The 21,085-nt window shown below is 72.9% G+C and carries 23 protein-coding genes; 8 read left to right on the forward strand and 15 right to left on the reverse strand.

What is annotated here, in order from left to right:
* Positions 1 to 256 precede the first annotated feature (256 nt).
* The 4 genes from L3Q67_RS31280 (at position 257) to L3Q67_RS31295 (ending at position 4,551) form a co-directional block, all read left to right on the forward strand.
* The gene (locus L3Q67_RS31280) at positions 257 to 481 is read left to right on the forward strand and encodes a DUF6480 family protein (RefSeq protein ID WP_499185023.1); all 225 of its coding nucleotides are present in this window, start codon (positions 257 to 259) and stop codon (positions 479 to 481) included.
* 133 nt (positions 482 to 614) lie between these two features.
* A complete protein-coding gene (crtI, locus tag L3Q67_RS31285; protein WP_499185024.1) occupies positions 615 to 2,096 on the forward strand; it encodes a phytoene desaturase family protein in 1,482 nt (493 codons plus the stop codon).
* A complete protein-coding gene (locus tag L3Q67_RS31290; RefSeq protein ID WP_499185025.1) occupies positions 2,093 to 3,031 on the forward strand; it encodes a phytoene/squalene synthase family protein in 939 nt (312 codons plus the stop codon). Before crtI ends, L3Q67_RS31290 begins: the two co-directional genes overlap by 4 nt.
* Complete coding sequence (locus tag L3Q67_RS31295; protein ID WP_499185026.1) at positions 3,028 to 4,551, forward strand: hydroxysqualene dehydroxylase; 1,524 nt, start codon at positions 3,028 to 3,030, stop codon at positions 4,549 to 4,551. The genes L3Q67_RS31290 and L3Q67_RS31295 overlap by 4 nt, the downstream gene beginning before the upstream one ends.
* 121 nt (positions 4,552 to 4,672) lie before the next feature.
* On the opposite strand, the gene L3Q67_RS31300 is transcribed toward L3Q67_RS31295, so the two are convergent.
* Positions 4,673 to 5,350 carry a YihY/virulence factor BrkB family protein gene (locus L3Q67_RS31300; protein ID WP_499185027.1) on the reverse strand — a complete coding sequence of 226 codons (678 nt, stop codon included), beginning with the start codon at positions 5,348 to 5,350 and terminating at the stop codon, positions 4,673 to 4,675.
* A 38-nt stretch (positions 5,351 to 5,388) separates the two neighbouring features.
* On the opposite strand from L3Q67_RS31300, the gene L3Q67_RS31305 reads away from it, so the two are divergent.
* Positions 5,389 to 6,090 carry a CDP-alcohol phosphatidyltransferase family protein gene (locus tag L3Q67_RS31305; protein ID WP_499185028.1) on the forward strand — a complete coding sequence of 234 codons (702 nt, stop codon included), beginning with the start codon at positions 5,389 to 5,391 and terminating at the stop codon, positions 6,088 to 6,090.
* On the opposite strand, the gene L3Q67_RS31310 is transcribed toward L3Q67_RS31305, so the two are convergent.
* Genes L3Q67_RS31310 through L3Q67_RS31325 form a run of 4 tightly spaced genes read right to left on the reverse strand, consistent with a single transcriptional unit; the run spans position 6,052 to position 9,627 of the window.
* Positions 6,052 to 7,521: a phytoene desaturase family protein gene (locus tag L3Q67_RS31310; RefSeq protein ID WP_499185029.1), complete on the reverse strand. Its 1,470-nt coding sequence runs from the start codon at positions 7,519 to 7,521 to the stop codon at positions 6,052 to 6,054. The two genes, L3Q67_RS31305 and L3Q67_RS31310, sit on opposite strands and share 39 nt — an antisense overlap.
* A complete protein-coding gene (locus tag L3Q67_RS31315; protein ID WP_499185030.1) occupies positions 7,521 to 8,636 on the reverse strand; it encodes a glycosyltransferase family 2 protein in 1,116 nt (371 codons plus the stop codon). The genes L3Q67_RS31310 and L3Q67_RS31315 overlap by 1 nt, the downstream gene beginning before the upstream one ends.
* Positions 8,633 to 9,436: a carotenoid biosynthesis protein gene (locus tag L3Q67_RS31320; RefSeq protein ID WP_499185031.1), complete on the reverse strand. Its 804-nt coding sequence runs from the start codon at positions 9,434 to 9,436 to the stop codon at positions 8,633 to 8,635. The genes L3Q67_RS31315 and L3Q67_RS31320 overlap by 4 nt, the downstream gene beginning before the upstream one ends.
* An 11-nt stretch (positions 9,437 to 9,447) precedes the next feature.
* The gene (locus tag L3Q67_RS31325; protein ID WP_499185032.1) at positions 9,448 to 9,627 is read right to left on the reverse strand and encodes a hypothetical protein; all 180 of its coding nucleotides are present in this window, start codon (positions 9,625 to 9,627) and stop codon (positions 9,448 to 9,450) included.
* Between the two features lie 200 nt (positions 9,628 to 9,827).
* On the opposite strand from L3Q67_RS31325, the gene L3Q67_RS31330 reads away from it, so the two are divergent.
* The gene (locus L3Q67_RS31330) at positions 9,828 to 10,718 is read left to right on the forward strand and encodes a MerR family transcriptional regulator (RefSeq protein ID WP_499185033.1); all 891 of its coding nucleotides are present in this window, start codon (positions 9,828 to 9,830) and stop codon (positions 10,716 to 10,718) included.
* Between the two features lie 60 nt (positions 10,719 to 10,778).
* Here the strand turns inward: L3Q67_RS31330 and L3Q67_RS31335 are convergent, their stop codons facing one another.
* From L3Q67_RS31335 to L3Q67_RS31350, 4 genes are all read right to left on the reverse strand, one after another.
* The gene (locus tag L3Q67_RS31335; RefSeq protein ID WP_499185034.1) at positions 10,779 to 11,390 is read right to left on the reverse strand and encodes a DUF3618 domain-containing protein; all 612 of its coding nucleotides are present in this window, start codon (positions 11,388 to 11,390) and stop codon (positions 10,779 to 10,781) included.
* The gene (locus L3Q67_RS31340; protein ID WP_499185035.1) at positions 11,387 to 11,806 is read right to left on the reverse strand and encodes a phage holin family protein; all 420 of its coding nucleotides are present in this window, start codon (positions 11,804 to 11,806) and stop codon (positions 11,387 to 11,389) included. The genes L3Q67_RS31335 and L3Q67_RS31340 overlap by 4 nt, the downstream gene beginning before the upstream one ends.
* Entirely contained in the window at positions 11,806 to 12,579 is a 774-nt protein-coding gene (locus L3Q67_RS31345; protein ID WP_499185036.1) for a hypothetical protein, read from the reverse strand. The genes L3Q67_RS31340 and L3Q67_RS31345 overlap by 1 nt, the downstream gene beginning before the upstream one ends.
* 123 nt (positions 12,580 to 12,702) lie before the next feature.
* Positions 12,703 to 13,494 carry an inositol monophosphatase family protein gene (locus tag L3Q67_RS31350; protein ID WP_499185037.1) on the reverse strand — a complete coding sequence of 264 codons (792 nt, stop codon included), beginning with the start codon at positions 13,492 to 13,494 and terminating at the stop codon, positions 12,703 to 12,705.
* Between the two features lie 39 nt (positions 13,495 to 13,533).
* On the opposite strand from L3Q67_RS31350, the gene L3Q67_RS31355 reads away from it, so the two are divergent.
* Positions 13,534 to 14,433, forward strand: a complete 900-nt coding sequence (locus tag L3Q67_RS31355; protein WP_499185038.1) for a LysR family transcriptional regulator — start codon at positions 13,534 to 13,536, stop codon at positions 14,431 to 14,433.
* Here the strand turns inward: L3Q67_RS31355 and L3Q67_RS31360 are convergent.
* From L3Q67_RS31360 to L3Q67_RS31380, 5 genes are all read right to left on the reverse strand, one after another.
* A complete protein-coding gene (locus tag L3Q67_RS31360; protein ID WP_499185039.1) occupies positions 14,430 to 15,038 on the reverse strand; it encodes an NAD(P)-dependent oxidoreductase in 609 nt (202 codons plus the stop codon). The genes L3Q67_RS31355 and L3Q67_RS31360 overlap by 4 nt on opposite strands.
* Before the next feature lie 73 nt (positions 15,039 to 15,111).
* The gene (locus L3Q67_RS31365) at positions 15,112 to 16,326 is read right to left on the reverse strand and encodes an NAD(P)/FAD-dependent oxidoreductase (protein ID WP_499185040.1); all 1,215 of its coding nucleotides are present in this window, start codon (positions 16,324 to 16,326) and stop codon (positions 15,112 to 15,114) included.
* 428 nt (positions 16,327 to 16,754) lie between these two features.
* Positions 16,755 to 18,104 (reverse strand): DUF2867 domain-containing protein, encoded by a 1,350-nt coding sequence (locus L3Q67_RS31370; protein WP_499185041.1) that lies wholly within the window; start codon positions 18,102 to 18,104, stop codon positions 16,755 to 16,757.
* Positions 18,101 to 18,739 carry a CPBP family intramembrane glutamic endopeptidase gene (locus tag L3Q67_RS31375; RefSeq protein WP_499185042.1) on the reverse strand — a complete coding sequence of 213 codons (639 nt, stop codon included), beginning with the start codon at positions 18,737 to 18,739 and terminating at the stop codon, positions 18,101 to 18,103. The genes L3Q67_RS31370 and L3Q67_RS31375 overlap by 4 nt, the downstream gene beginning before the upstream one ends.
* Positions 18,740 to 18,775: 36 nt before the next feature.
* The gene (locus L3Q67_RS31380) at positions 18,776 to 19,273 is read right to left on the reverse strand and encodes a MarR family winged helix-turn-helix transcriptional regulator (RefSeq protein ID WP_499185043.1); all 498 of its coding nucleotides are present in this window, start codon (positions 19,271 to 19,273) and stop codon (positions 18,776 to 18,778) included.
* A gap of 55 nt (positions 19,274 to 19,328) precedes the next feature.
* Between L3Q67_RS31380 and L3Q67_RS31385 the strand changes: the two genes are divergently transcribed.
* Complete coding sequence (locus L3Q67_RS31385; RefSeq protein WP_499185044.1) at positions 19,329 to 20,138, forward strand: TspO-related membrane protein; 810 nt, start codon at positions 19,329 to 19,331, stop codon at positions 20,136 to 20,138.
* Here L3Q67_RS31385 and L3Q67_RS31390 read toward each other — a convergent pair whose 3' ends face one another.
* Positions 20,139 to 20,972 carry a class I SAM-dependent methyltransferase gene (locus tag L3Q67_RS31390; protein ID WP_499185045.1) on the reverse strand — a complete coding sequence of 278 codons (834 nt, stop codon included), beginning with the start codon at positions 20,970 to 20,972 and terminating at the stop codon, positions 20,139 to 20,141. It lies immediately after the preceding gene.
* Positions 20,973 to 21,085 lie beyond the last annotated feature (113 nt).

The following is a 21,085-nucleotide window of genomic DNA, read 5'->3' on the forward strand; positions in this document are numbered from 1 at the left end:
CCCTGGGACGACCAGCTGGCGTTCGTCACCCCGGAGGAGGCACGTCGCCGGCTCCGGCCGGACATCGCGGCTTTGATGGACCGGGCACTCGCGGCGTTGGCGGGCGGTGGTACGAACTACGCCGAGCGGCGCTGACACCTTGTCGCCGCGGGACTCGGAAGCGGTCAGCCGCGCATCGCTCATGTAGCGCTTGACCCTGGAGCCGTACCCGCGTGCTCGATTGGCCGGGGTCTGGCCCTCGTGTCAGGGTGGGGGTATGACAGCACCGGGTCCGGAGCCGGACGACGCACCAGGGCTGGAGCCGGGCGGTTCGGTCTCGCCCGGGGACACGCCGCCCGACGCGGGCCAGACGTCCGGGCTTTCCCACCCCCAGCCCATGCCCTCGCGAGCCGTGCCGATCACCGTGCTCGTGGTGCTCGGCGTGCTGGTCCTCGGCGTGGCGGCCTTCTTCGTGCTGCGTGCGCTTGACTTCTTCAACTAGGCGCTGCCCGGTGGATCTGGGCGCGGAGAGCGCGACCTTGACCCGCCGGACATGCACGAAGGGGTGAATCGCTCTAGGCTGAGCTTGCATCGGTTGTGCATCGGTGCGGACGCCTGAAGCTGGGAGAGCATGGGTGAAACGGATTCCGGGCCCCGCCGAGCGGGTGGTGGTGATCGGCGCCGGGCTGGCCGGGCTGGCCGCGGCGGCGCACCTGACCGGTCGCGGCCGGTCGGTCACCGTGCTGGACGACCGCGAAGGCCCCGGTGGGCGGGCGAGCGGGCACCAGCTGGACGGGTACTCGATCGACACCGGCCCCACGGTGCTGACCATGCCCGGCATCCTGGGCGACACCTTCGCCGCGCTCGGTGAGGAGCTGGGGGACTGGCTCGAGCTGAGCCGGCTGGACCCGGCCTACCGCGCCCTCTTCGCGGACGGCTCGCACCTGGACGTGCACACCGGCGCCGAGGCGATGGCCGAAGCGGTGCGCGCCTTCGCCGGGCCGGCCGAGGCCGAGGGCTACCTCCGGCTCCGGGCTTGGCTGAGCGAGCTGTACACCGTGGAGTTCGAGCGGTTCATCGCGTCGAACTTCGACTCACCGCTTTCCCTGCTCTCCCCGCAACTGGCCAAACTGGTCGCGATGGGCGGCTTCCGCAGCCTCGACGGGGCGATCGGGCGCTTCCTGAACGATCCCCGCCTGAAGCGGGTGTTCAGCTTCCAATCGCTGTACGCCGGGCAGTCCCCGCGCCGCGCGCTGGCGCTGTACGCGGTGATCTCCTACATGGACACCGTCGGCGGGGTGTTCTTCCCCCGTGGCGGGATGGGCGCGGTGCCCATCGCGCTCGCCGCGGCGGTGGCCAAGGCGGGCGCCACCTTCGACTACGGGGACCCGGCGGCCTCGCTGGAAATGAGCGGCGGGCGCGTGCACGCGGTCCGGACCGCGGCCGGGCGGCGGCTGCCGTGTGACGCGGTCGTGCTCACCACCGAACTCGACCAGACCTACCGCCTGCTCGGCCGCACCCCTCGTCGTCTGGTACCCCTGCGTCCCGCGCCGTCCGCGGTGGTGCTGCACGCCGGAACCGTGCGCGCGCGAACCGACGTGGCGCACCACAGCATCCTTTTCGGCGAGGCATGGCACCGCACCTTCGACGAGATCATCGGCCAGGGTTCGCTGATGAGCGACCCGTCACTGCTGATCACCCGCCCCACCGCCACCGATCCCGCCCTCGCGCCCGCGGGGCACGACCTGTACTCGATCCTGGCGCCGGTGCCCAACCTCGACCGCGGCCGCCAGCGCTGGGGAGCGCTCGGCCCGCGGTACGCCGACGAACTCGCCCGGCACGTGCAACGGCGGATGATGCCCGGCTTCACCGCCGACATCTACCGGACCTTCCTGCTCACCCCCGACGACTGGGCGGCGCGGGGCATGGTCGCGGGCACCCCGTTCAGCTACGCGCACACCTTCGCCCAGACCGGCCCCTTCCGCCCGGCGAACCTGGTGCGCGGGGTCGAGAACGCGGTGCTCGCCGGGGCGGGCACCGTACCCGGCGTCGGCGTGCCGACCGTGCTGCTGTCCGGCCGCCTGGCCGCCGACCGGATCACCGGAGCACGCCGATGACCCGCGCCGAACTCGACGCCGCGGGCATCACCGGTCCCGAGCTCCGCGCGGCCTACGCCCGCTGCCGCGAACTCAACGCCCGGCACGGCCGCACCTACTTCCTCGCCACCCGCCTGCTGAGCCCGGGCCGCCGTCCCGCCGTGCACGCGTTGTACGGCTTCGCGCGCTGGGTCGACGACCTGGTCGACGAACCCGAACCCGGCACGAGCACCGCGGAACTGCAGGAGCGCCTCGACCGGGTGGACAAGGACCTCGGCGCGGCGCTGGGTGGCGCGCCGGTCAGCGAGCCCGCCCTGGTGGCGGTGGCCGACACAGCGCACCGCCTCGCGCTCGACCGGGCGCTGTTCGACGCCTTCCTCCGCTCGATGCGCATGGACCTGGACACCATCGGGTACGCCACGCGGGCCGAACTGGCCGAGTACGTGCACGGGTCCGCGGAGGTGATCGGCTTGCAGATGCTCCCGGTGCTGGGCACGGTCACCAGCCGCGCGGAAGCGGCGGAGCCCGCCGCCGCGCTGGGCGAAGCGTTCCAGCTCACCAACTTCCTGCGTGACATCGGCGAAGACCTGGACCGCGGCCGCGTCTACCTGCCCGCCGACGAACTCGCCACCTTCGGGGTGGACCGGGAAAGGCTGCGCTGGTGCCGGGCGCACCGGCGCGTCGATCAGCCGGTGCGGCGGGCGCTGGCCGACCAGATTGCCACCACGCGCGCTGTCTACCGCCGTGCGCGTCCCGGTATCGCGATGCTCCACCCGGCTTCACGGCCGTGCGTGCGTACCGCCTTCGACCTGTACTCGCGCATCCTCGACCGGATCGAAGCCGCGGAGTACAACGTCTTCGCCCAGCGGGCCACCGTTTCGCTGCGCCGCCGGGTGGTCGTCGCCGGGGTCGCGGCCGCGCGCGTGACGGTCGCCCGCCTGGGGCGCGGCGCATGAGCGAGGACCGCCGCCGGGTGCTCCACCCACCCGCACCCGGGCTCGCGCACGCCGGCGAACTGCAGCGGCGTCCGCGCGTGGCGGTGGTGGGCGGCGGGATCGCCGGTCTCACCGCGGCGACCGGGCTGGCCGAGCGCGGGGTCGAGGTCGAGCTGTACGAACGCGAGCCCTACCTCGGTGGCCGGGCGGGTGGTTGGGACACCGCACTCGGCGACGGCACCCCGGTGACGATGAGCCGCGGTTTCCACGCCTTCTTCCGCCAGTACTACAACCTGCGGGCGCTGCTGCGGCGCACGGATCCCGGGTTGCGCCGCCTGAAACCGGTGGCCGACTACCCGCTGCTCGACGCCGAAGGCCGGATCGACACCTTCCGCGGCCTGCCCAGCCGCCCGCCGTGGAACGCGCTGGTGTTCGCGCTGCGCAGCCCCACGTTCAAGCTGCGCGACCTGGTGCGGGTGGACCCGGTCCGGGCGTTGTCGCTGGCGACGGTGTCCGTGCCCGAGACCTACCACCAGCTCGACGACATCGACGCGGCGACCTTCCTCGACCAGCTCAACTTCCCGGCCAGCGCCCGGCACCTGGCGTTCGAGGTGTTCTCCCGCAGCTTCTTCGCCTCGCCCGCCGAGCTTTCCGCGGCCGAGCTGGTGACGATGTTCCACATGTACTTCCTCGGCTCCTCGGAGGGCTTGATCTTCGACGTTCCGGAGGACACCTACCCGGCGAGCCTGTGGAACCCGCTGGCCGGGCACCTCGAGGGCCTGGGCGTGCGAATCCACCTCGGTGCTCCGGTGGACGCGGTGCGTGCTGAAGGCCGTGGCGGCTTCCGGGTCGGTGATTCGCTGGTGGACGGCGTCGTCCTGGCCTTGGACGTGCCCGGGTTGCGCGAGGTGATCGGTGCGTCCCCGGACCTGGGAACGTCCGTATGGCGTGAGCGCGTCGACGGGCTGCGGACCGCGCCCGCGTTCTACGTCCGCCGCCTGTGGCTCGATCGTCCACTTCGGACTGATCGCCCGCCGTTCCTCGGCACCGGCAGCCTGCCGCCACTGGACAACATCAGCCTGCTCGACCGGTTCGAGGCGCAGGCCGCGGGCTGGGCCGGTGACACCGGGGGCTCGGTGGTGGAATTGCACGCCTACGCCGTCCACGAGCGGACGGACGACCTCCCGGAGCGGTTGCTGGCCCGGCTGCACGAGATCTACCCGGAGAGCCGGGATGCGCGGATCGTGGGGGAGTTGGAACAGTGGCGCGAGGACTGCCCGCTGTTCGGCCTCGGTGACTTCGCCCGCCGTCCCACGGTCGAGACGCCGGTGCCGGGGTTGGTGCTGGCCGGGGACGGGATCCGCGTGGACCTCCCGGTGGCCTTGATGGAGCGTGCCGCCACCACCGGCTGGCAGGCGGCGAACCGGCTCCTCGCCGGGTGGGGGCTGCGCGGCGAGCCGATCTGGTCGGTGCCCAACCAGGGCCGCCTCGGGCTCCTTCGGGCGGTGGAGGCCCGGCGGGCTACCGCGGACCGCCGGTGACGACCCGGTGCACGCTGAGCAGCACGCGGTAGCCGACGATCAGGATCAGGTGGAGCAGGTAGAGCCACAACGCCAGCGCCACGGTGGTGCCGACGGCCGCCAGCCCGGCGAACGGCAGGCTTCAGTCGATCGGGATGGCCAGGAACAGCAGGAACCCGTGCAGGAAACCGCTGAGCACGGTGCCGATGGCCAGCCCGCCGGCGACCGCCCACCGGTGGGGGACCACGGTGGACGCGGTCGAGCTGTACACCAGCGCCACCGCGACGGAGACCGCGATCCACAGCACGTGGAAGGAGATCGCGATCCCGGCGACCGTGTTCCAGCCGCCCTCGGCGTACCGGCGCGCGATGAGCGGGGCGAGCGCCAGCGCCGCGGCGATGAGCACCGGGCCCGCCACGATCACCGGCAGGAACCCGAGCCTGCCCTTCCAGCCGAGGAACCGGCCGGGCCGCCGGTCGGCCGCCTGGGTCAGGCTGCGCCGCAGTCCTTCGCCGTAGAAGCTCGCCGGGAACAGCATGGCGAGCAGCACGGGCCACGACGCGCCGAGCGCCGCGTCCGTGAGCGTGGTGACCGCCGCGCCCGCGTTGTGCTCGGGAGGCAGAGCCGCCGCCAGCGCCTCGGTTCCTTCGAGGATCACGCCGGAGCCGACCAGCTCGGCGGCTCCCCGCAGGGCGAGCAGGAGCGCGGGAACCAGGCCCAGCACGGCGAAGAAGGTGAGCCCGGCGGCCCACAGCGCTACGTCGCGCCCCCGCAGCGCGGAGATCGCGTGGCGCAGGGAGGCGCGGGCGAGGACGATCACGCGCACCGGGTACCCGCCGGGTGGGAGGGGGGTGTCACGTGAGCGCCGACGAGGATTCGGTGCGGGGCTGGGCTCGGCTGCATGGTGAGGACGTCTCCGGGAATCGGGTCGCGGTGGGCTGGATCCGGCTGATGCACCTGCTGGCGCGGCCGGTGGCGCGCGTGCCGCCGGACGTGTTGTCCGCGGCGGGGGTGCTGAGCACCGCGGGTGCGGTCGTGGCCGCCTCGCGGTGGCCGTGGGTGGCGCTGGTGCTGGTCGTGCTCGGGGGAGTGCTCGACGGGGTCGACGGCGCGGTCGCGTTGCGTGGCGGGCGGGCGCGGCCGCTGGGCGCGGTGGTCGACGCGGTGGCCGACCGGCTTTCCGACGTCGGCCTGGCCGCGGTGCTCGTCGCGCTCGGCGGGGATTTCCGCTGGGCGGCGGCGATCGTCGTCGCGATGTTCCTGCACGAGTACGCGAGGGCCCGGGCGCAGGGCGTGGGCATGTCCTCGGCGGGGGCGATCACCGTGGCGGAACGGCCGACCCGGGTGGTCATCGTCGCCGTGGCCTGTCTCGGCGCGGCCGTGTTCCCTTCGGGCACCCCGTGGACGCAGTGGCCGTGGGCGTCGGTGTGCCTGGTGCTCTGGTCGCTCTGCGCGCTCGCCGGCGGGGTGCAACTGGTGGCCGGGATCCGGCGGGCGCTGGCGGGGCGGGCCTGGCCGGGCTCAGGCATGGCCGACGAGCCCGGCGACGATCTTCGCTGACAGGGCCACCAGCGGCAGCCCGCCGCCGGGGTGGGCCGAGCCGCCGACCAGGTACAGCCCGGGCAGCGGGCTCCGGTTCGCCGGGCGCAGGAACGCCGCCCTGGTCCCGTTGGACGAAGTGCCGTACAGCGAACCGCCCGCGGCGCCGGTGTCGTGCTGCCAGTCGGCGGGCGTGCGCACCGCGCGGTGGACGATCCGGGCGCGCACGTCGTGGCCGCGGCGGGCCAGGACGGCCAGCACGTGATCGGCGTAGTCGTCGGCGACACCGGGCCGGGTCCAGTCCACCGGTCCCTGCCGCGGCGCGTTGACCAGGACGAACCACGACTCGTGCCCGTCGGGCGCGGTGGCCGGGTCGGCGGGGGAGCAGACGTAGACGGCCGGATCGGCGACCGGGCGCGGCCGGTCGCCGAAGATGTCGTCGAATTCGGCGTCGTAGTCGGCGGGGAACAACACGCGGTGGTGCCGGGGCGCCGGGGTGCGGCCTCGAAGGCCCAGCAGCAGCACGAAACCGGACAGCGACGGCGTGGCGGCGGCCAGCGCCCGGCGCGGACCGCGGGCGCGGCGATCGAGAAGCAGGTCCTCGTAGAGGTGGGTGGCGTCGGCGTTGGAGACCACGACGTCCGCGTCCAGCAGGCCGCCACCGGAGACGGCCACGCCACGCACACCGCCGCCCGTGGTCCGCACCGCGCTGACGGGCGTGTCGAAGCGGAAGTCGACCCCGAGTTCGGTGCACCGCGTGTGGAGGGCGTCCGCCAGGCGGCGCAGACCGCCGCGCACGTACCAGCCGCCGAAGCGCTGTTCGATGTAGGGCACCACGGACATCACCGCGGGCAGCCGCCGTGGGTCGGAGCCGCTGTAGGTCGCGTAGCGGTCCAGCAGCATCCGCAGCCGGGGGTCGGTCAGCCACTTGCGGCCCAGCGTCCGCAGCGTGCGCCAGGGCGCGATCCGGTGGAGGTGCCGGGGATGCGCGCTGTGGCGCAGCAGTTCGGGAAGGCGCAGGGGGCGCCGCAGCACGGGGTCTTCCACGAGCGCCCACGTCCGTGCCGCGTCGGTCATCAGGTTCGTCCACTGCGCCGCGGCGGCGGGCCCGAACACCCGGCTCATGGCCGGGCCCACCTCGGCCATGGCGTGCGGCATGTCGAAGGTGGTGCCGTCGGCGAACCGGTAGTGGCAGGCCGGTTCCGCGGGGACGATCTCGAGCAGCTCGTCGAGCGGCGCGCCGGTGTCGGCGAACAGGTCGCGGTACACCTGCGGCAGGGTCAGCAGCGACGGCCCGGTGTCGAAGGTGAACGGCCCCAGCCGCGTGGTCCCGAGCTTGCCGCCGTAGGTCGACGCCGCTTCCGCGACGGTCACCCGGTGTCCGGCGGCGGCCAGTCGCGCGGCCGCGGCCAGCCCGCCCATGCCCGCGCCGATCACGACCACGCGTGCCACTACCGCACCCCCCGCAGCCGCCGGCCCTTCCACACCAACTGCCCGCGGCGGCGCGCGAGCCAGGACCGTCCTAACAGGAGGATCAGCGTGGACACCGAAACCGGGTGCGCCAGCGCGTCCGGCCACGCCCGGCCACGGGTGCGGGCCGCGGTGAGCACCCGGCCCGCCACCGCCGCGGCGTACCCGGCGAGACCGGCTCGCGAGCCGGTGCAGGCGGCGATCGCCGGGACGACGTACAGCCACACCAGCGCGGCCGCCAGGGCCCCGGCTTTGGCCGGGCTCGCGGTGGCCGACCACAGCGACTTCTCGTAACCGCGGCGGAGTTCGTCCCAGCCCTCGTACATCCGGCAGGTGGCCAGCGCGCTGCCGTCGGCCACGACGCCCCGGCCCCCGGCCGCCTTGACCGCGCGCATCAGCGCGATGTCGTCGAGCACCGCGGTGGCCACGCCCTCGAAGCCACCGCACCGGCGCAGCATCGCCGCGGTGAGCACGAAGAACTGGCCGTTGGCCGCGGTCAGCGACGGCCGGGGCGACCGCTCGGCCCAGCGCAACGGCAGGAACGTCAGCCAGGACCACTGCAGCAGCGGCTGCAGCAACCGGGTCGCCGGGTCGTCGGCGGCCTGCCGGGGGAACGGGCACACCGCGTCCAGCCCCTGCCGCGACAGCAGTTCGACCGCCGACGCGACGGCGTGTGGAGCCAGTTCCACGTCCGCGTCGACGAAGACCAGGATCCGGCCGCGGGCGGCCTCGGCGAGCTGGGCGCAGGCATGCGGCTTGCCCAGCCAGCCCTCCGGCAGTGGCGCGCCGGTCAGCACGCGGACCCGCCGGTCGCCGCCCGCCGCGGCACGGGCCACGTCGGCGGTGCCGTCGGTGGATCCGTCGTCGAGCACCAGGATTTCCAGGTCGGGCACGCCGCGCTGGGCCAGCAACGAACGCACTGCGCCCGCGACCCGGCCCGCCTCGTCGCGCACGGGCAGCAGCACCGAAACCGGCTCATTGCACGGTTCGGGGTGCTCGCCGGGCACCCGCACCAGCCGCGTGTTGACGACCGTGTGGGCCGTGGCGAGGACGGCTGTGGCCGCGGCCGTACGCACCACCAGCGTGGACGGCCTCATCGGCGGCCACGCCAGAGCGCCCGGGCGAACGGCAGCGCCACGGCACCCATCACCAACCCGCCGACCAGGGACACCCAGGGACGGCCGAAGAACGCGGCGTGCGCCCACACCGAGGAGAAGTAGGTCCACAGGTACAGCACCGGCGCCGCGCCACCGCGGAGTCTCGGGATCGAGACCCGGTCGTCCGGCAGGAGGCGGTGCAGCAGGAGCACGAGCACGGTCGCCACCAGCAGCCAGCCCGCGAAGTTGGACAGCGGGATGCCGTCGACACCGGGCAGGGTCGCCGTGACGTCCAGCCACCGCCAATGCCCCTCGTCGACCATCTGCGGATCGAGGAACACGTCCCACGACGCCAGCGCCCAGCCGCCGACCGGCACCGCCCACCAGCCTGCCCCCAGTGCCCGGCCGACCAGGAACGCCGGCCACGCCATCATGATCCACGCCAGCGGCACCAGAACCGGTACCGCGAACAGCTCCACGCCCAGGGTGCCGGTGTAGGCGTAGTCACCGAACGGGAAGCCGGTGTGCACGCCGAGTGCCTCGGCGGTCAGCCCGCCACCTCCGGCGACCGCCACCAAGACCACGGCGGCCCGCGTCCCGAACCGGCTCACCGCGTCGAAGACCGACGACGCCGCGAAAGCCACGACGGAGATCGCCGTGGTCGCGAACCGCTGGCCGGGCTCGGACATCGAGTAGAGGATCTGCGCCAGCACCACCAGCGCACCGGCCGACCACGAGAGCCAGGCGGACGCGGTCACCCCGGCGACGTCCTCGCGGACCGCTCGCGCCCGTACCGCCACGGCCGAGGGGATCACCGCCGGCGATGCCCCGAGGCGATCGCCCGCAGCAGGTCCTCGCCCAGCATCCGCCGCCCGCGCCGGTGCTGGATCGCTTCCCGCCGGTCCGGCGCGGCGTGCCCGGCCTCGACCGGCTCGGCCTCTCGTACTCGTCCGGTCGCCGGTTCGGTGACTGGTCGTCCGCCGGTAAGCATGCCGCACCTCCTGTCACCCTGCCCACTTTGTCTCTTTCGCCGAATCCGAGCGGGAGGTACCCGTTGAGCGGCGGGCCAACCCGGGATTCCACGCGCAACCGGTCAAACGCTGCACAACCGATGCATGCCAGGAGCCTACGACATCACCCGGAAGCCCGCATTTCCTGCGCGCGGGCCGAGTTGTGCGATGATTGCCGGTCATGGGACCCCAGCCCGCGCCGAACCAGGTCGACGACCTGGCCCGCAGTGTGTGGACCTCCGGCCGGGTCGCGGAGTTGCTGGGGGTGTCCCCGGTGACCCTGCGGAGCTGGGACGCCCGCTACGGCATCGGGCCGTCCGTGCGCGAGTCCGGCCGCCAGCGCCGCTATTCGGCCGCGGACGTGGCCAGACTGCGGCGCATGCAGAGCCTGATGGAGCGCGGGGTCAAGACCAAGGAAGCCGCGGATCTCGTGCTGTCCGAGCGGACGGGCCGGCACGTGGCCCAGCACACCGACGGCACCATCGAGGCCCTGCACGCGGCCGCGAGCGGGCTGCGCTACGCGACCATGGCCGCCCTGCTCGACGACGCGCTCGCCGCCGCCGGCCCGGTCGAGACCTGGCTGAAGATCCTGGTACCGCTTCTGCATCGCCTCGAACGCGACTGGACCGCCGGTGAACCGTGCTTCGCCGCGGAATGGGCTCTGGCGGGGGAGATCTCCGCGGCGCTGGAACGCCACACCCGCCCCTTCGGCAACGAACCCGGCGGACCGCCGCTGCTGCTCGCCTGCTGTCCCACCGAACGGCACACCCTGCCGCTGGAAGTACTCCGCGCGGCACTGACCGAACGCAAGGTGCCCGCGGTGTTCCTGGGGCCGATGGTGCCGCCGGACACGATCGTGGACCTGACCAAGCAGCTCGCCCCGGAGCTCGTCGTGCTGTGGTCGATGACGCCGAGCACCGCCGATCTCGGCCTCCTGCGGCGTGTCCGGCGCGCGGGCGGGCGCCTGTGCCTGGCCGGGCCCGGGTGGGACCAGTTCCGGGGGCAGCGCGTGCTCCGGGTCAACGACCTCCCCGGCGCACTCACCAGCCTCACCCGGAGCGTCCGGAACTGAACTGAACTGACCGGAACCGGCCGGGCACGAGTTTTCCGTGCCCGGCCGGTGCCGGTTCGGTCAGCTCTGCGGCTGCACCTTTTCCTTTGCTTCCTGGGCGCGACCGGTGACGTCTTCGGCGGCCGAACGAGCCTCGCCGGAGACGTTCGACGCGGCCTCGCTCGCCGCGGATTTGACCGATTCGGCGGCCTGCTTCGCGGGTTCGCTCAGCTGGTCCTTGGCCTGCTCGGCCACCTGCTGCGCGACCGGCTGCACGTGCTCACGGGCGAAGTCCACCGCCTGCCCGGCGGCTTCGATCTCCCGTTTCGACGCGGGCAACAGGGAAGCGGCCAGCCACCCGGCGCCGAACGCGATCAATCCGGCGGCGAGCGGATTGCCCTGGGTTTCGCGCCGCACGGCCTCCGGTGCCTGGCTCACCGCCGACACCGCGGACGAGGCCACCGCCCCGGTCTTGTCCCCGGCGTTTTCCAGTTTGTCGCCCATGGCCCTGGTCCCGCTCTCTGCTGTGCCCATCACCTTGTCCTTCGTCGCGGTGACCGCGTCACGCAGCCGCCCGACCCGCCGCTCGACGATCCGGCCGGGCGTCACCTTTTCGGTGAGCGCGTCCACGTCCCTGCTCAGGTTCTGCTGCGTGTTCTCGATGTCGTGGCGGATTCGATCCGGCTCGGTCATGCTCGCTCACCCTTCAACGCGCCGGGGACCTGCTGGAGGGTTTCCACGGTCTGCTCCGGCTTCGGCTTGACTCGGCGGAGTTCCCGGCGGCCGGTGGCCAGCAGCACCCCGCCGGCCACGGTCCAGAGGCCCGCCACGATCAGGGCCGCCCAGCCCTGGTCCATCACGTTGGCCAGCCCCCACCACAGGGCCAGCGACAGGAAGAGCAGGACCATGTAGCCCGCGAACCCGGCGCCGCTGAGCAGGCCGGCGCCCTTGCCTGCCTTGGCCGCCTCGGTCTTGAGCTCCGCCTTCGCCAGCGTCACTTCCTGGCGCACCAGCGTGGAGAGATCACGCATGACGTTGGACATCAGCTCGCCGACGGACACGTCGGACACATCGGGCTTCGGCGGTGGGGTTCCGGTCGCCCCCGTCATCACGGCACCTGCCCCGGTGCGGGGAACCGCGGGTCCGCCGGCTCAGCGGGTTGCGGGGTGGTGAAGCCACCGGGTGCCGTGGGTGCGGCAGGAGAAACGGGCGGCGGCGGGGCGACGGGCGGTGTCGTAGCGGGTGGCGGGGGTGCGGTGGGCGGCACGGTCCCCGCGGTCGTCGGCGCCACGGGCGGGGGAGTCGCGGCCGCCGGCGGAGCGGAAGGCTGCGGTGGCGCGGAAGGTGCTTGCGCACCACCGGAACCGGCGGCCTGCTCCTCCTGCTTGCCCGCCACCACTCCGCGGGTCAGCCTGCCGACCAGCGCACCGGCGACCACCGCGCCGGCGAGGAAGACGCCGGGCTTGCGCCGGGCGAAGTCGCGGACCTCGCCGAGCAGATCACCCGGTTCACGGGATTCCAGCCAGCCCGCCACCGAGTGGGCCCGCTCGGCGACCTGGCGGGTGACGTCGGAGGCGGTGCCAGCCACCTCCGCCTTCTCCGACATCCGGCCGAGCTGGTCGGCCAGGTCGTGCAGTCCGCGTGCCGCTTTCTGCTGGCCCTCCCTGGCCTGCGCCACCAGGTGTTCCCGGCTTTCCCGCAGCAGGTCCTGGCCTTCGCGCTTGGCGTGCGCGGCGACGTGCTTGGCTTCCTCCGCGGCCGTCTGGGCGACCTCGCCGCCACGTTCGGCGGCGGCCGACCCGAGTTCGGCGGCTTCTTCCTTCGCGACCGCGGGCTTGCTCTGGTGCTGCGGTGGGGACTGGCCACCGACTCCCTGTGTCATGGGGACCTCCTCAGTCACGGTTGCTGTCCCCGCGCGGCTACCCCCGCGATCGGGGGGCAAACAGCGGTCGCGGAATCGGCGCAATCCCGGGTCCGGTGAAAGGGATCACGCGATCCCGATGTTTTACTGATCCACTGTGGACACCGCGCGCAGGACTTCGAGCGCGGCGGCGTGGACACCCGGCGCGGCCGCGAGGTAGTCCGCGCTGGCTGGCTCCCACGGCTTGCCATCGAGGTCGGTGACGACGCCCCCGGCCTCCCGCACCAGCAGCACACCGGCCACGTGCGAGCGCACGTTGTCGAACTGCCAGTGCAGGTCCATCCGGCCCGCGGCGACCAGGGCGAGCTGGTGGCTCACCGGCACGGAGACGCGCACGTAGAGGGCCGACTTCAGCATCGCGGTGAACGAGGCACCCAGGCGCCCGGCGAGTCCGCGGCCGGGTTGCGCCTGGCCGGTGCCCGCCAAGGCACCCTCCAGTGAATCCTTCGCGGAGACCCGCAGCCGCACACCATTGAGGAAAGCGCCGCCGCCGTCGATGGCCGTGTACATCTCGTCGGACAACGGGAAGTAGATCACCGCGAGCACCGGGCGGCCGTCACGGACGAGGCTCACGCCGATGTTCCAGTCGGTCATCCCGTGCACCGCGTTGACGTTGCCGCCGACCGGGTCGACGAGCCACCACTCGCCCGTGGCCAGCGGGCCCGACCCGTGCTCGTCGTCGAGCCACTCCCCGTTCGGGTGAAGTTCGGCCAGCGCCGGGCGCAGGACATCGACGACGGCCGCGTCGTTGTCCCGGAGGGCCGCGAGGAGTTCGGGAAGTCCGGGCCGGCGTGCTTCGGGGGAATAGCGCTCAAGCAGGCGGGCGCCTGCTTGGCGGACGGCGGTCGCGGTGGCGGTGAGCAGTTCCTGACTCATTGACTCTCCTGCATTTGTGGTCGAATAGGATTTACTGTCATGCAAGTGGACCTGAACCTGCTCACGGTGCTCGACGCGCTGCTCGAAGAAGGCAGCGTGATGGGCGCGGCCGAGCGGCTGCACCTGTCGTCACCCGCGGTCAGCCGCACGCTCGGCCGCCTCCGCGCCGTGACCGGCGACGACATCCTGGTGCGCACCGGGCACACGATGGTCCCCACGCCGTACGCGGTGGCGATCCGCGAGGACGTGCACCGGCTGCTCAGGCAGGCCCACGAAGTGCTTTCGCCGATCCGCGAACTGGACCTCGCCGCACTGGAACGCACCTTCACGATCCAGTGCCACGACGCGCTCGCCGCGTCCGTGGTGCCCGTGCTGGTCGGCCGGATCCAGGAGCAGGCCCCCGGCGTGCGGTTGCGGGTGCTGGCCGAGCACTCCGCCGACACCGACGACCTGCGCCAGGGTCGCGTCGATCTGGAACTCGGCGGTGGCAGGCCCACCCTGCCCGAATTCCGGTCCGAGGTGCTCGGGCACGATCCGCTCGTCGTGGCGATGCGCCCGGATCACCCGTGTGCCGAGGACCTCGATCCGCGGTCGTACGCGGCACACCCGCACGTGGTGATCTCCCGGCGTGGCCGCCTCACCGCGCCGATCGACGATGTCCTGGCCGCCGAGGGGCTGCACCGCCGGGTGGTCGCGGCGGTGGCGACCGTGCCCGTCGCCCTGCAGACAGCCCGCCGCGGCGACGTGCTGGTGACCTGCACGGCGATCCTCGGCCGCCCCCTCATCGAGGCGTTCGGGTTGATCACCCGGCCACTGCCGATCGAGTCCCCGGCCGCGGCGATCGTCTGCAACTGGCACCAGCGCTTCGACTCCGACCCCGCGCACGCCTGGCTCCGTGAGCAGGTACGGGCTTCGCTGGCGGAGATCACCGAGGCTTAGGCAGGCAGCGGCAGGGCGACCGTGCCGGGGAAGCGGGGTTCTTCGGCTTCGTCGAGCATGGCCGCGGCGACGGTTTCCCGGCTGACCGTCGCGGTGAGGTCGAACGGGGGCGCGGCTTCCAGGCCGACCGTGCGCCGCCGGGGGCTCACCGGCCCGTCGGCGAGCGCCCCGGCGTGGAAAACCGTGCCTCCGGCGGCGAGGACGGTGTTGTCGGCGTCGACCTTGTCCGCGAACCGGTCGCCCAGCGCCTTCACGAGAATGCCCGCGGCTTCTCCGGCCGCGCCGGCGGACTTGCCGGTGCCGTAGGCGCCGAGCCAGATGAGGCGTTCCGGTCCGGCGGCGACGACCGCCTTGGCTCCGGCCAGCAGCACGCCCGCCCGGTCCGTGCCGAGCGCCGAAAGCACGACGGAGTCCGCGTCGATGATCGCGGCGATGCTCGCCGGGTCGTCCACGTCGCCCGCCGCCTTGCGCAGGCCGGGGGAATCGGGGAGGGCGATGCGCCCGGGATCGCGGGCGATCGCGGTGACGGTGTGACCGCGCCGCAGCGCCTGGCGGGTGATCGCGAGCCCGGTCCGGCCGGACGCCGCGAGGACGGTGAGGTTCATGCCAGGAACGCTAGGGCGCCCGATAGTTAACATCAAATGCAAGTTCGTGAAGAGATGAGTTACTCAGACGCAATCAGCCGCGGAGGTCCGCCAGCACCGCTTTGGCGGCACGCCGCCCGGAGACGAGGGCACCCTGCAGGGAACTGGTGTCGCGGTGGTCGCCGCAGACGTAGAGCCCGGCGTCGAGCCGCACCGCCCGGGTCAGCGGGTGACCGGCCGCCATCACCGGCAGCGCGCGTCCGATCCGGTAGGTGGCGAGCGACGACCAGTCCCTTGTGGACGTTCCGTACAGCTTGGCGAGCTGCTCGCGCACTTCCTCCTCGGTGGTGTCGAGGCGTTCCGGCACGGAAGCCGCGACCAGTGCCCGGCCGGCGGGGGCGTAGGCGGGGGACACCTCGCTCATCACGGCGGTGTTCAGCAGCAGTCCGGAGGTGCCGTCGAGTACCAGGGTGGGTGCGCGCAGGGGTGGTTCGCCGGTGGTGAAGTAGAAGGTGCTCACCGCGTGCCAGCCGGGTGCGGTGACCCCGGGCAGCAACTGTGCCGCGGTGGTGCCGTCGGTGGCGACGACCACCGCCCGTGCCCGGATCTGCTCACCGTCGGCGAGCCGCACCAGGTTCGGTCCGGCGTGCGTCACCGCGCGTCCGAAGTGGACGGTCCCGGCGGGCAGCCCGGCCGCGAGTTGCCGGGGCAGCTCGCGCATCCCCAGTTCGGGCACCGCGCCGCCGCCGAGCAGGAAGCAGCGCCAGATCAGGTGGAACACCCTGGCATCGGTGCGCAGGTCGCGATCGAGGAACACCCCGGCGAGGAACGGCCGGAGCACCTGCTCGACGAGTGCGCCCGACACGCGGGCACGGCTCAGTTCGGCGGCGATCGTCCGGTTCAGCGGCCGCCGCAGCCGGCTGCTCGGCAGCAGCAGATCGCGGGCCGACAGGGCCAGCGTGCCGACGCCGCTCACCGGCGCCTTGGCCGCGAAGCGCGCGAGTCCGGCGAGTGCCTTCGGGTGCCACGGCGGAGCCAGCAATTCGCCCTCGGCCGTCAGCGCACCGCGGGTGAAGGAGCGGAGCCGCAGCGCGTCGAGGTCCACTGTGGACCGGAACGCCGGGTAGGCGGGCAGCAGCACCTGGAAACCGCGGTCGAGCCGGAACCCGTCGACCAGATCGGTGCGCACCCGGCCGCCCACCTCGTCGGAGGCCTCGAGCACGGTCGTGCTCACCCCGCGCCGGATCAGTTCGCCTGCCGCCGCGAGCCCGGCCAGCCCGGCACCGATCACCACCACATCCTGAGCCACGAGCGCCCCTCTGCCGATCGATCACTGCCGTACCAGCAGCGTAGGCGCCCCGGTCCGGCGCCGCAGCGCCGTGAATGTGGCTTTCACGGCGTATTCGGCCGTGAAAGCCACATTCACGGCACGTGTTTCCACCTTGGCGCGGGTCTCGCGCCTGGGCGTGCCCCCTCGGGCGGGAGCCCCTACCGGGGACACGAATGTGGCTTTCGGGGCGGATTCGGCCCCCAAAGCCACATTCGTGTCCCCGGTGGCTTCGGGGGCGGTTGCGGCGAGTGTGGGGGTCGGCTGCGCGAGTGGGGGACTCGGCTGCCTGAACGTGGGACTCGGCTGCCTGAACGTGGGACTCAGCTGCCTGAACGTGGGACTTGGGTGTCTGAACGTGGGACTCGGGTGCGCGAGTGTGGGGTTCGGGTGTCTGAACGAAAACCGGCTCAGCCGCGTTCGGCGGCGTGCACCAGATTGCGGGCCATCAGGCCGAAAACGAGGTCGTGCGCGGGTTTCTGCAGACGCCAGTAGGCGTGCCCGGCCGGTCCGCGGGGAACGAAGCTGATCTTCTGGCGGTAGGAGCCCACCGTCTCCGCGCTCATCTCCAGCAGGGTGCTGCCCGGCATCTTCATGTCGGCACGCAGCACCAGCCGCCGGCGGGCGTCGTCGCGGTGTTCGACGGTCCAGAAGTCGACCACGTCGCCGGAGGCGAGTTCGGCCTGCCGCCCGCGGTACAGGCCCGCGCCGCCCGCCAGGTGGTCGAGCAGGCCGCGCACCTCCCACAGGAGCGGAATGGTGAACCAGCCGCGACTGCCGCCGACAGAGGTGATGGTGCGCCACAACTGCGCGGCACCCGCCCTGGTCGCGCACACCCGCTCGTCGAGGTAGGGCTCGGCCGCCGACGCCGAGGCGGCGGGGGCGATGGCCGCGCGCAACGCGTTGTCCACGCTCGTCGGGCCGCCAGGGGGCGCGGGCAGCCGGTCCGGTGCCGTGTCGATGAGGTCGTGATCGAGCGATTCGAACAACTGCGCGGCGGCCTCGGCCGGCACCGTGGTGGTGAGTGCGGCGGCGCGGGCGGCCAGCCGGTGCGACCACAGCGGCGCCGGGACCGGGACGCGCACGGGCAACCCGGCCACGCGGGCGCAGCGCTGCACCAGGTCGAAGTAGCTCAGCCGCTCCGGACCGGAAAGGGCGAACCGGCCGCTCACCGGGGTCGGCGGGGTGGCCGCGGTGCTCAGGTGGTGCAGCACGTCGTCGATGCCCACCGGACGGCTGGTCCGGCTCATCCACGCCGGGCGCGGCAGCACGGGAGAGGCGTGGGCGAACTGGCGCAGCAGCTCGAAACCGGCCGAACCGCGGCCGATGATCAGGGCGGCTTGCAGGAGCAGCGCGGGGGTCCGTGCGGTGGCCAGCACGTCACCGACCTCGGCACGCGAGGCGAGGTGCTCGGACAACTCGCCCTCCGGCCGCGGGCCGCCGAGGTAGACGATCTGCCGCACGCCCGCGCGGTCGGCCTCGGTGGCGACGATCCGCGCGGCTTCACGGTCCACCTCGGCGAAATCGGGGCGTCCGAGCGAATGCACGAGGTGGTAGACGACGTCGACGCCGTCCAGGGCGGCACGTACCCGGCCGGCGTCGGTGACGTCACCGAAACGGATGTCCGCCAGCCGGGGGACCCGTGCCGCCGACCCCGTCGTGCGGACGAGCGCGCGCACATCGTGTCCCGCTTCGGCCAGCACGGGCACCAGCCGCGAGCCGACACAACCCGAGGCACCCAGGATCAGGCAGCGGCTCATCGGCCCGGCTCCGGAACGCGGCGGGCGCCGTGGACGTGCGGCAGCACCTGGACCATCAGCATCGACCAGAACAGGTGGGTGAGCAGCGGTTCGAGCACCCCGCCGGTGCGGTGGCGCCGCACCCCGAACAGCGTCCCCATCACCACGGCCGCGAGCACCAGCGCCGGATTGCCGGTGGCGGCGGTGGTGGCCACGTAGAGCACCGTCGTGCCGGTCACCGCCTGACCGGGGTGAAACCGCTCGAACCAGGTGCCGCGGAAGAAGACCTCCTCGGCGGCGCCGTTGGCCAAGGCGACCACGAGTACCGCCGGGCTCGACGCGGTGGTGGCGAAGGTGAGTACGCCACCCACCGCGCGGTCGAGTGCGGGGACGCGCCGGATGACCAGCGCGCCGGTGGCGAAGAGGGCGAAGGCACCGGACGCGATCACCGCTGACCTGACCACCCCGCGACCGCTGTAACCCAGGCGGGGGCGGGCGCCGAGCAGGCTGCCGCCGAGCCAGACCGCGGCGACGGCGGTGGTGCGGTGGTAGAACGCGGGGGAGGCGGGCGGGCTGGACAGCGCTCGCCGCAGCAGGGCGCCACCGACCGCGGTGACGCCGGCCAGCAAGGCGTTCTTCGCCTTTCCGGACAGCACCGGCACACCACCTCGCCTCGTTCGTCGAGGCTGACGCTAATCGCGCGGTGGCCGGGCCGCAGGCTGAGGCTGAGGCGGGGTGGCGAGGTGTTCGCCGGTCAGTTCGATGACGGCTTCGAGGAAACGCCGTACGGTGGTGAGGTCGTCATCGCTGAAGTCGGTGGCCACGTCGTGGAGGCGGCCGGCGAGGCCGCCGAAGTACTGGCGGCCGGCGTTGCGGCCGTCGGCGGTGAGGACCAGGCGCACGGCTCGCCGGTCGCGGGCGTCACGGACGCGCTGGACGTGCCCAGCCCGTTCCAGCCGGTCGAGCACCAGGGTGGTGCCGCCGGCGGAAAGGCCGAGCTGGTGACGCAGGCCGCTGACCGTCTGCGGGGTGCCCGCGCGGTCGGCTTGCCCGATCAGGGTCAGCGCCCGCAGATCGACGTGTTCCATGCCGAGCCGCTCGGCGAAGGCTTCGCCCATTCTCAGGCCGAGCAGGCCGTAGTCCCGGAGGAGTTCGCCTATCCGGGCGGTGGTCGAGTTGCGGGCAGCCATGCGCCGATCTTACCCTCAGCGGATGAATAGCTCACCGAATGAACTATCGGGGACGGTGACCGCGGGAGACCGGATCCGGCAGGGCGTGGTGCTGCTCGCGGCGCTGGCGCAGGTCGCCTCGTCGGCGTTGCTCGGCCGGTCGGTGGGTGGTGTGGCCAGGGAGAACGCCTCGGCGATCCTCCCGGCGGGGTACGCCTTCGCGATCTGGGGGCCGATCTTCGCCCTGTCACTGGCCGTGGCGATCGCCGGGTTCGCGCCGTCGTTCACCACGCACCCCGCGGTACGCAGATCGGGGTGGTCCATCGCGATCGCGTTCACCGCCGACGCGGTGTGGGCGGCGGTGTTCCCGAAGGGGCAGTTCGTCCTCGCCCAGTTCGTGATCATCATCGGGGCGGTGGCCGCGATCCGCGCCACGGTCCGGTTCCAGCGCGCCGCCGACGGCAACCGCGTGGTCGCGGTGCTCTTCGGCGGGACGTTCGGGTTGCTGGCGGGCTGGCTCACCGCGGCGATGTTCGTGGGCCTGGCGAACACGCTGGTCTCGGCCGGGATGTCGGGGACCAGCGGCTGGCCCGGCGTGGTCGGGGTGGTGCTTTTGCTGGTGGCCACCGGGGTGGCGGTGGCCGTGGTCCGGGCGTGCGCGACCGGCCCGCTTCCGGGCTCGCTCGCCTACGCCGCCGCGGTCGCCTGGGGCCTGCTCGCGATCACCGTCGAACAGTGGAGCGTGGTGCCCATGACCGCGTACACCGCGCTCGGCCTGGCGGTGGTCCTGCTCGCCTACCTCGCGGTGATCCATCACCTGCGGCACCGGCCCGTCCCCATCCGACGACGGCGGCGGCGACCCCAGCGCGTACCCGAACCCGGCTGATCAGGGCTTGCGGCCGACCGTCGCCACGATGCAGTTGCCGGCGTCGGGGCGGGGGGTGGTGCGCGGGCCGGTGGGGTACCACTCGTCGTTGACGACCAGGCCGGGCGGCAGCAGTTCCAGGCCGGTGAGCATGCCCTCGATCTCCGCCCGCGTGCGGAAGTAACCGCGGCTGATGCTGGCGTTGAGGATTTCCTGGACCCGGTGGGCGCTGGGGCTGTACTCGTTCTCCGGGTCGAAGAAGTGCGAGAAGACCACGTACGAACCCGAAGGCAGCGCGTCGATGTACTGCCGCATGATCTCGGCCGGGGGGAGGCCCTCGTCCGGGTTGTGGTGGTGCAGCGTCGCGACCTGCAGCAGCGCGAGCGGCCGGGTGAAGTCCAGATGCCGGTGCACCGTGTCGTTCTTCAGCACCGCGGGCGGGTCGAAGATGTTCGCGCCGACGAGGAACGTCTTGTCGTTGTCTTCGAGCAGGGCGCGCCCGTGTGCCAGGACGACGGGGTCGTTGTCCACGTAGACCACGCGGGAGTCGCGATTTTCGCGCTGCGCGATCTGGTGGGTGTTTTCCGCGGTGGGCAGGCCGGACCCGCAGTCGAGGAACTGGTCGATGCCCGCCTTGCGCGCCAGGAACTCCACCGCCCGGATGAGGAACTTGCGGTTGGTGACGGCGATCTCGTTGACCTCGGGCACGGCCGCGTTGAGCTGGGCCAGCAGTTGCCGGTCGACCTCGTAGTTGTCCTTGCCGCCCAGCGCCGCGTCGTACGCCCTGGCCACGCTCGGCGTGGTGGTGTCGATCCCGGCCGAGGGCAGTTCGGGCTCGGCGCGTTCGTCGGCCATGGAGAACCTCGCAATGAATTAGATCGTGGGCCAGCCGCCGTGTGGCGCGGTTCACGTACCCTACCGGGCACGGGAAACGCGGGAACGCCCCGTGTCGCCGCGGAGGGTGCGTC

This window comes from Saccharothrix sp. AJ9571 (assembly GCF_021725495.1).
In the GTDB taxonomy this organism is placed as follows: Bacteria; Actinomycetota; Actinomycetes; order Mycobacteriales; family Pseudonocardiaceae; genus Amycolatopsis; species Amycolatopsis magusensis.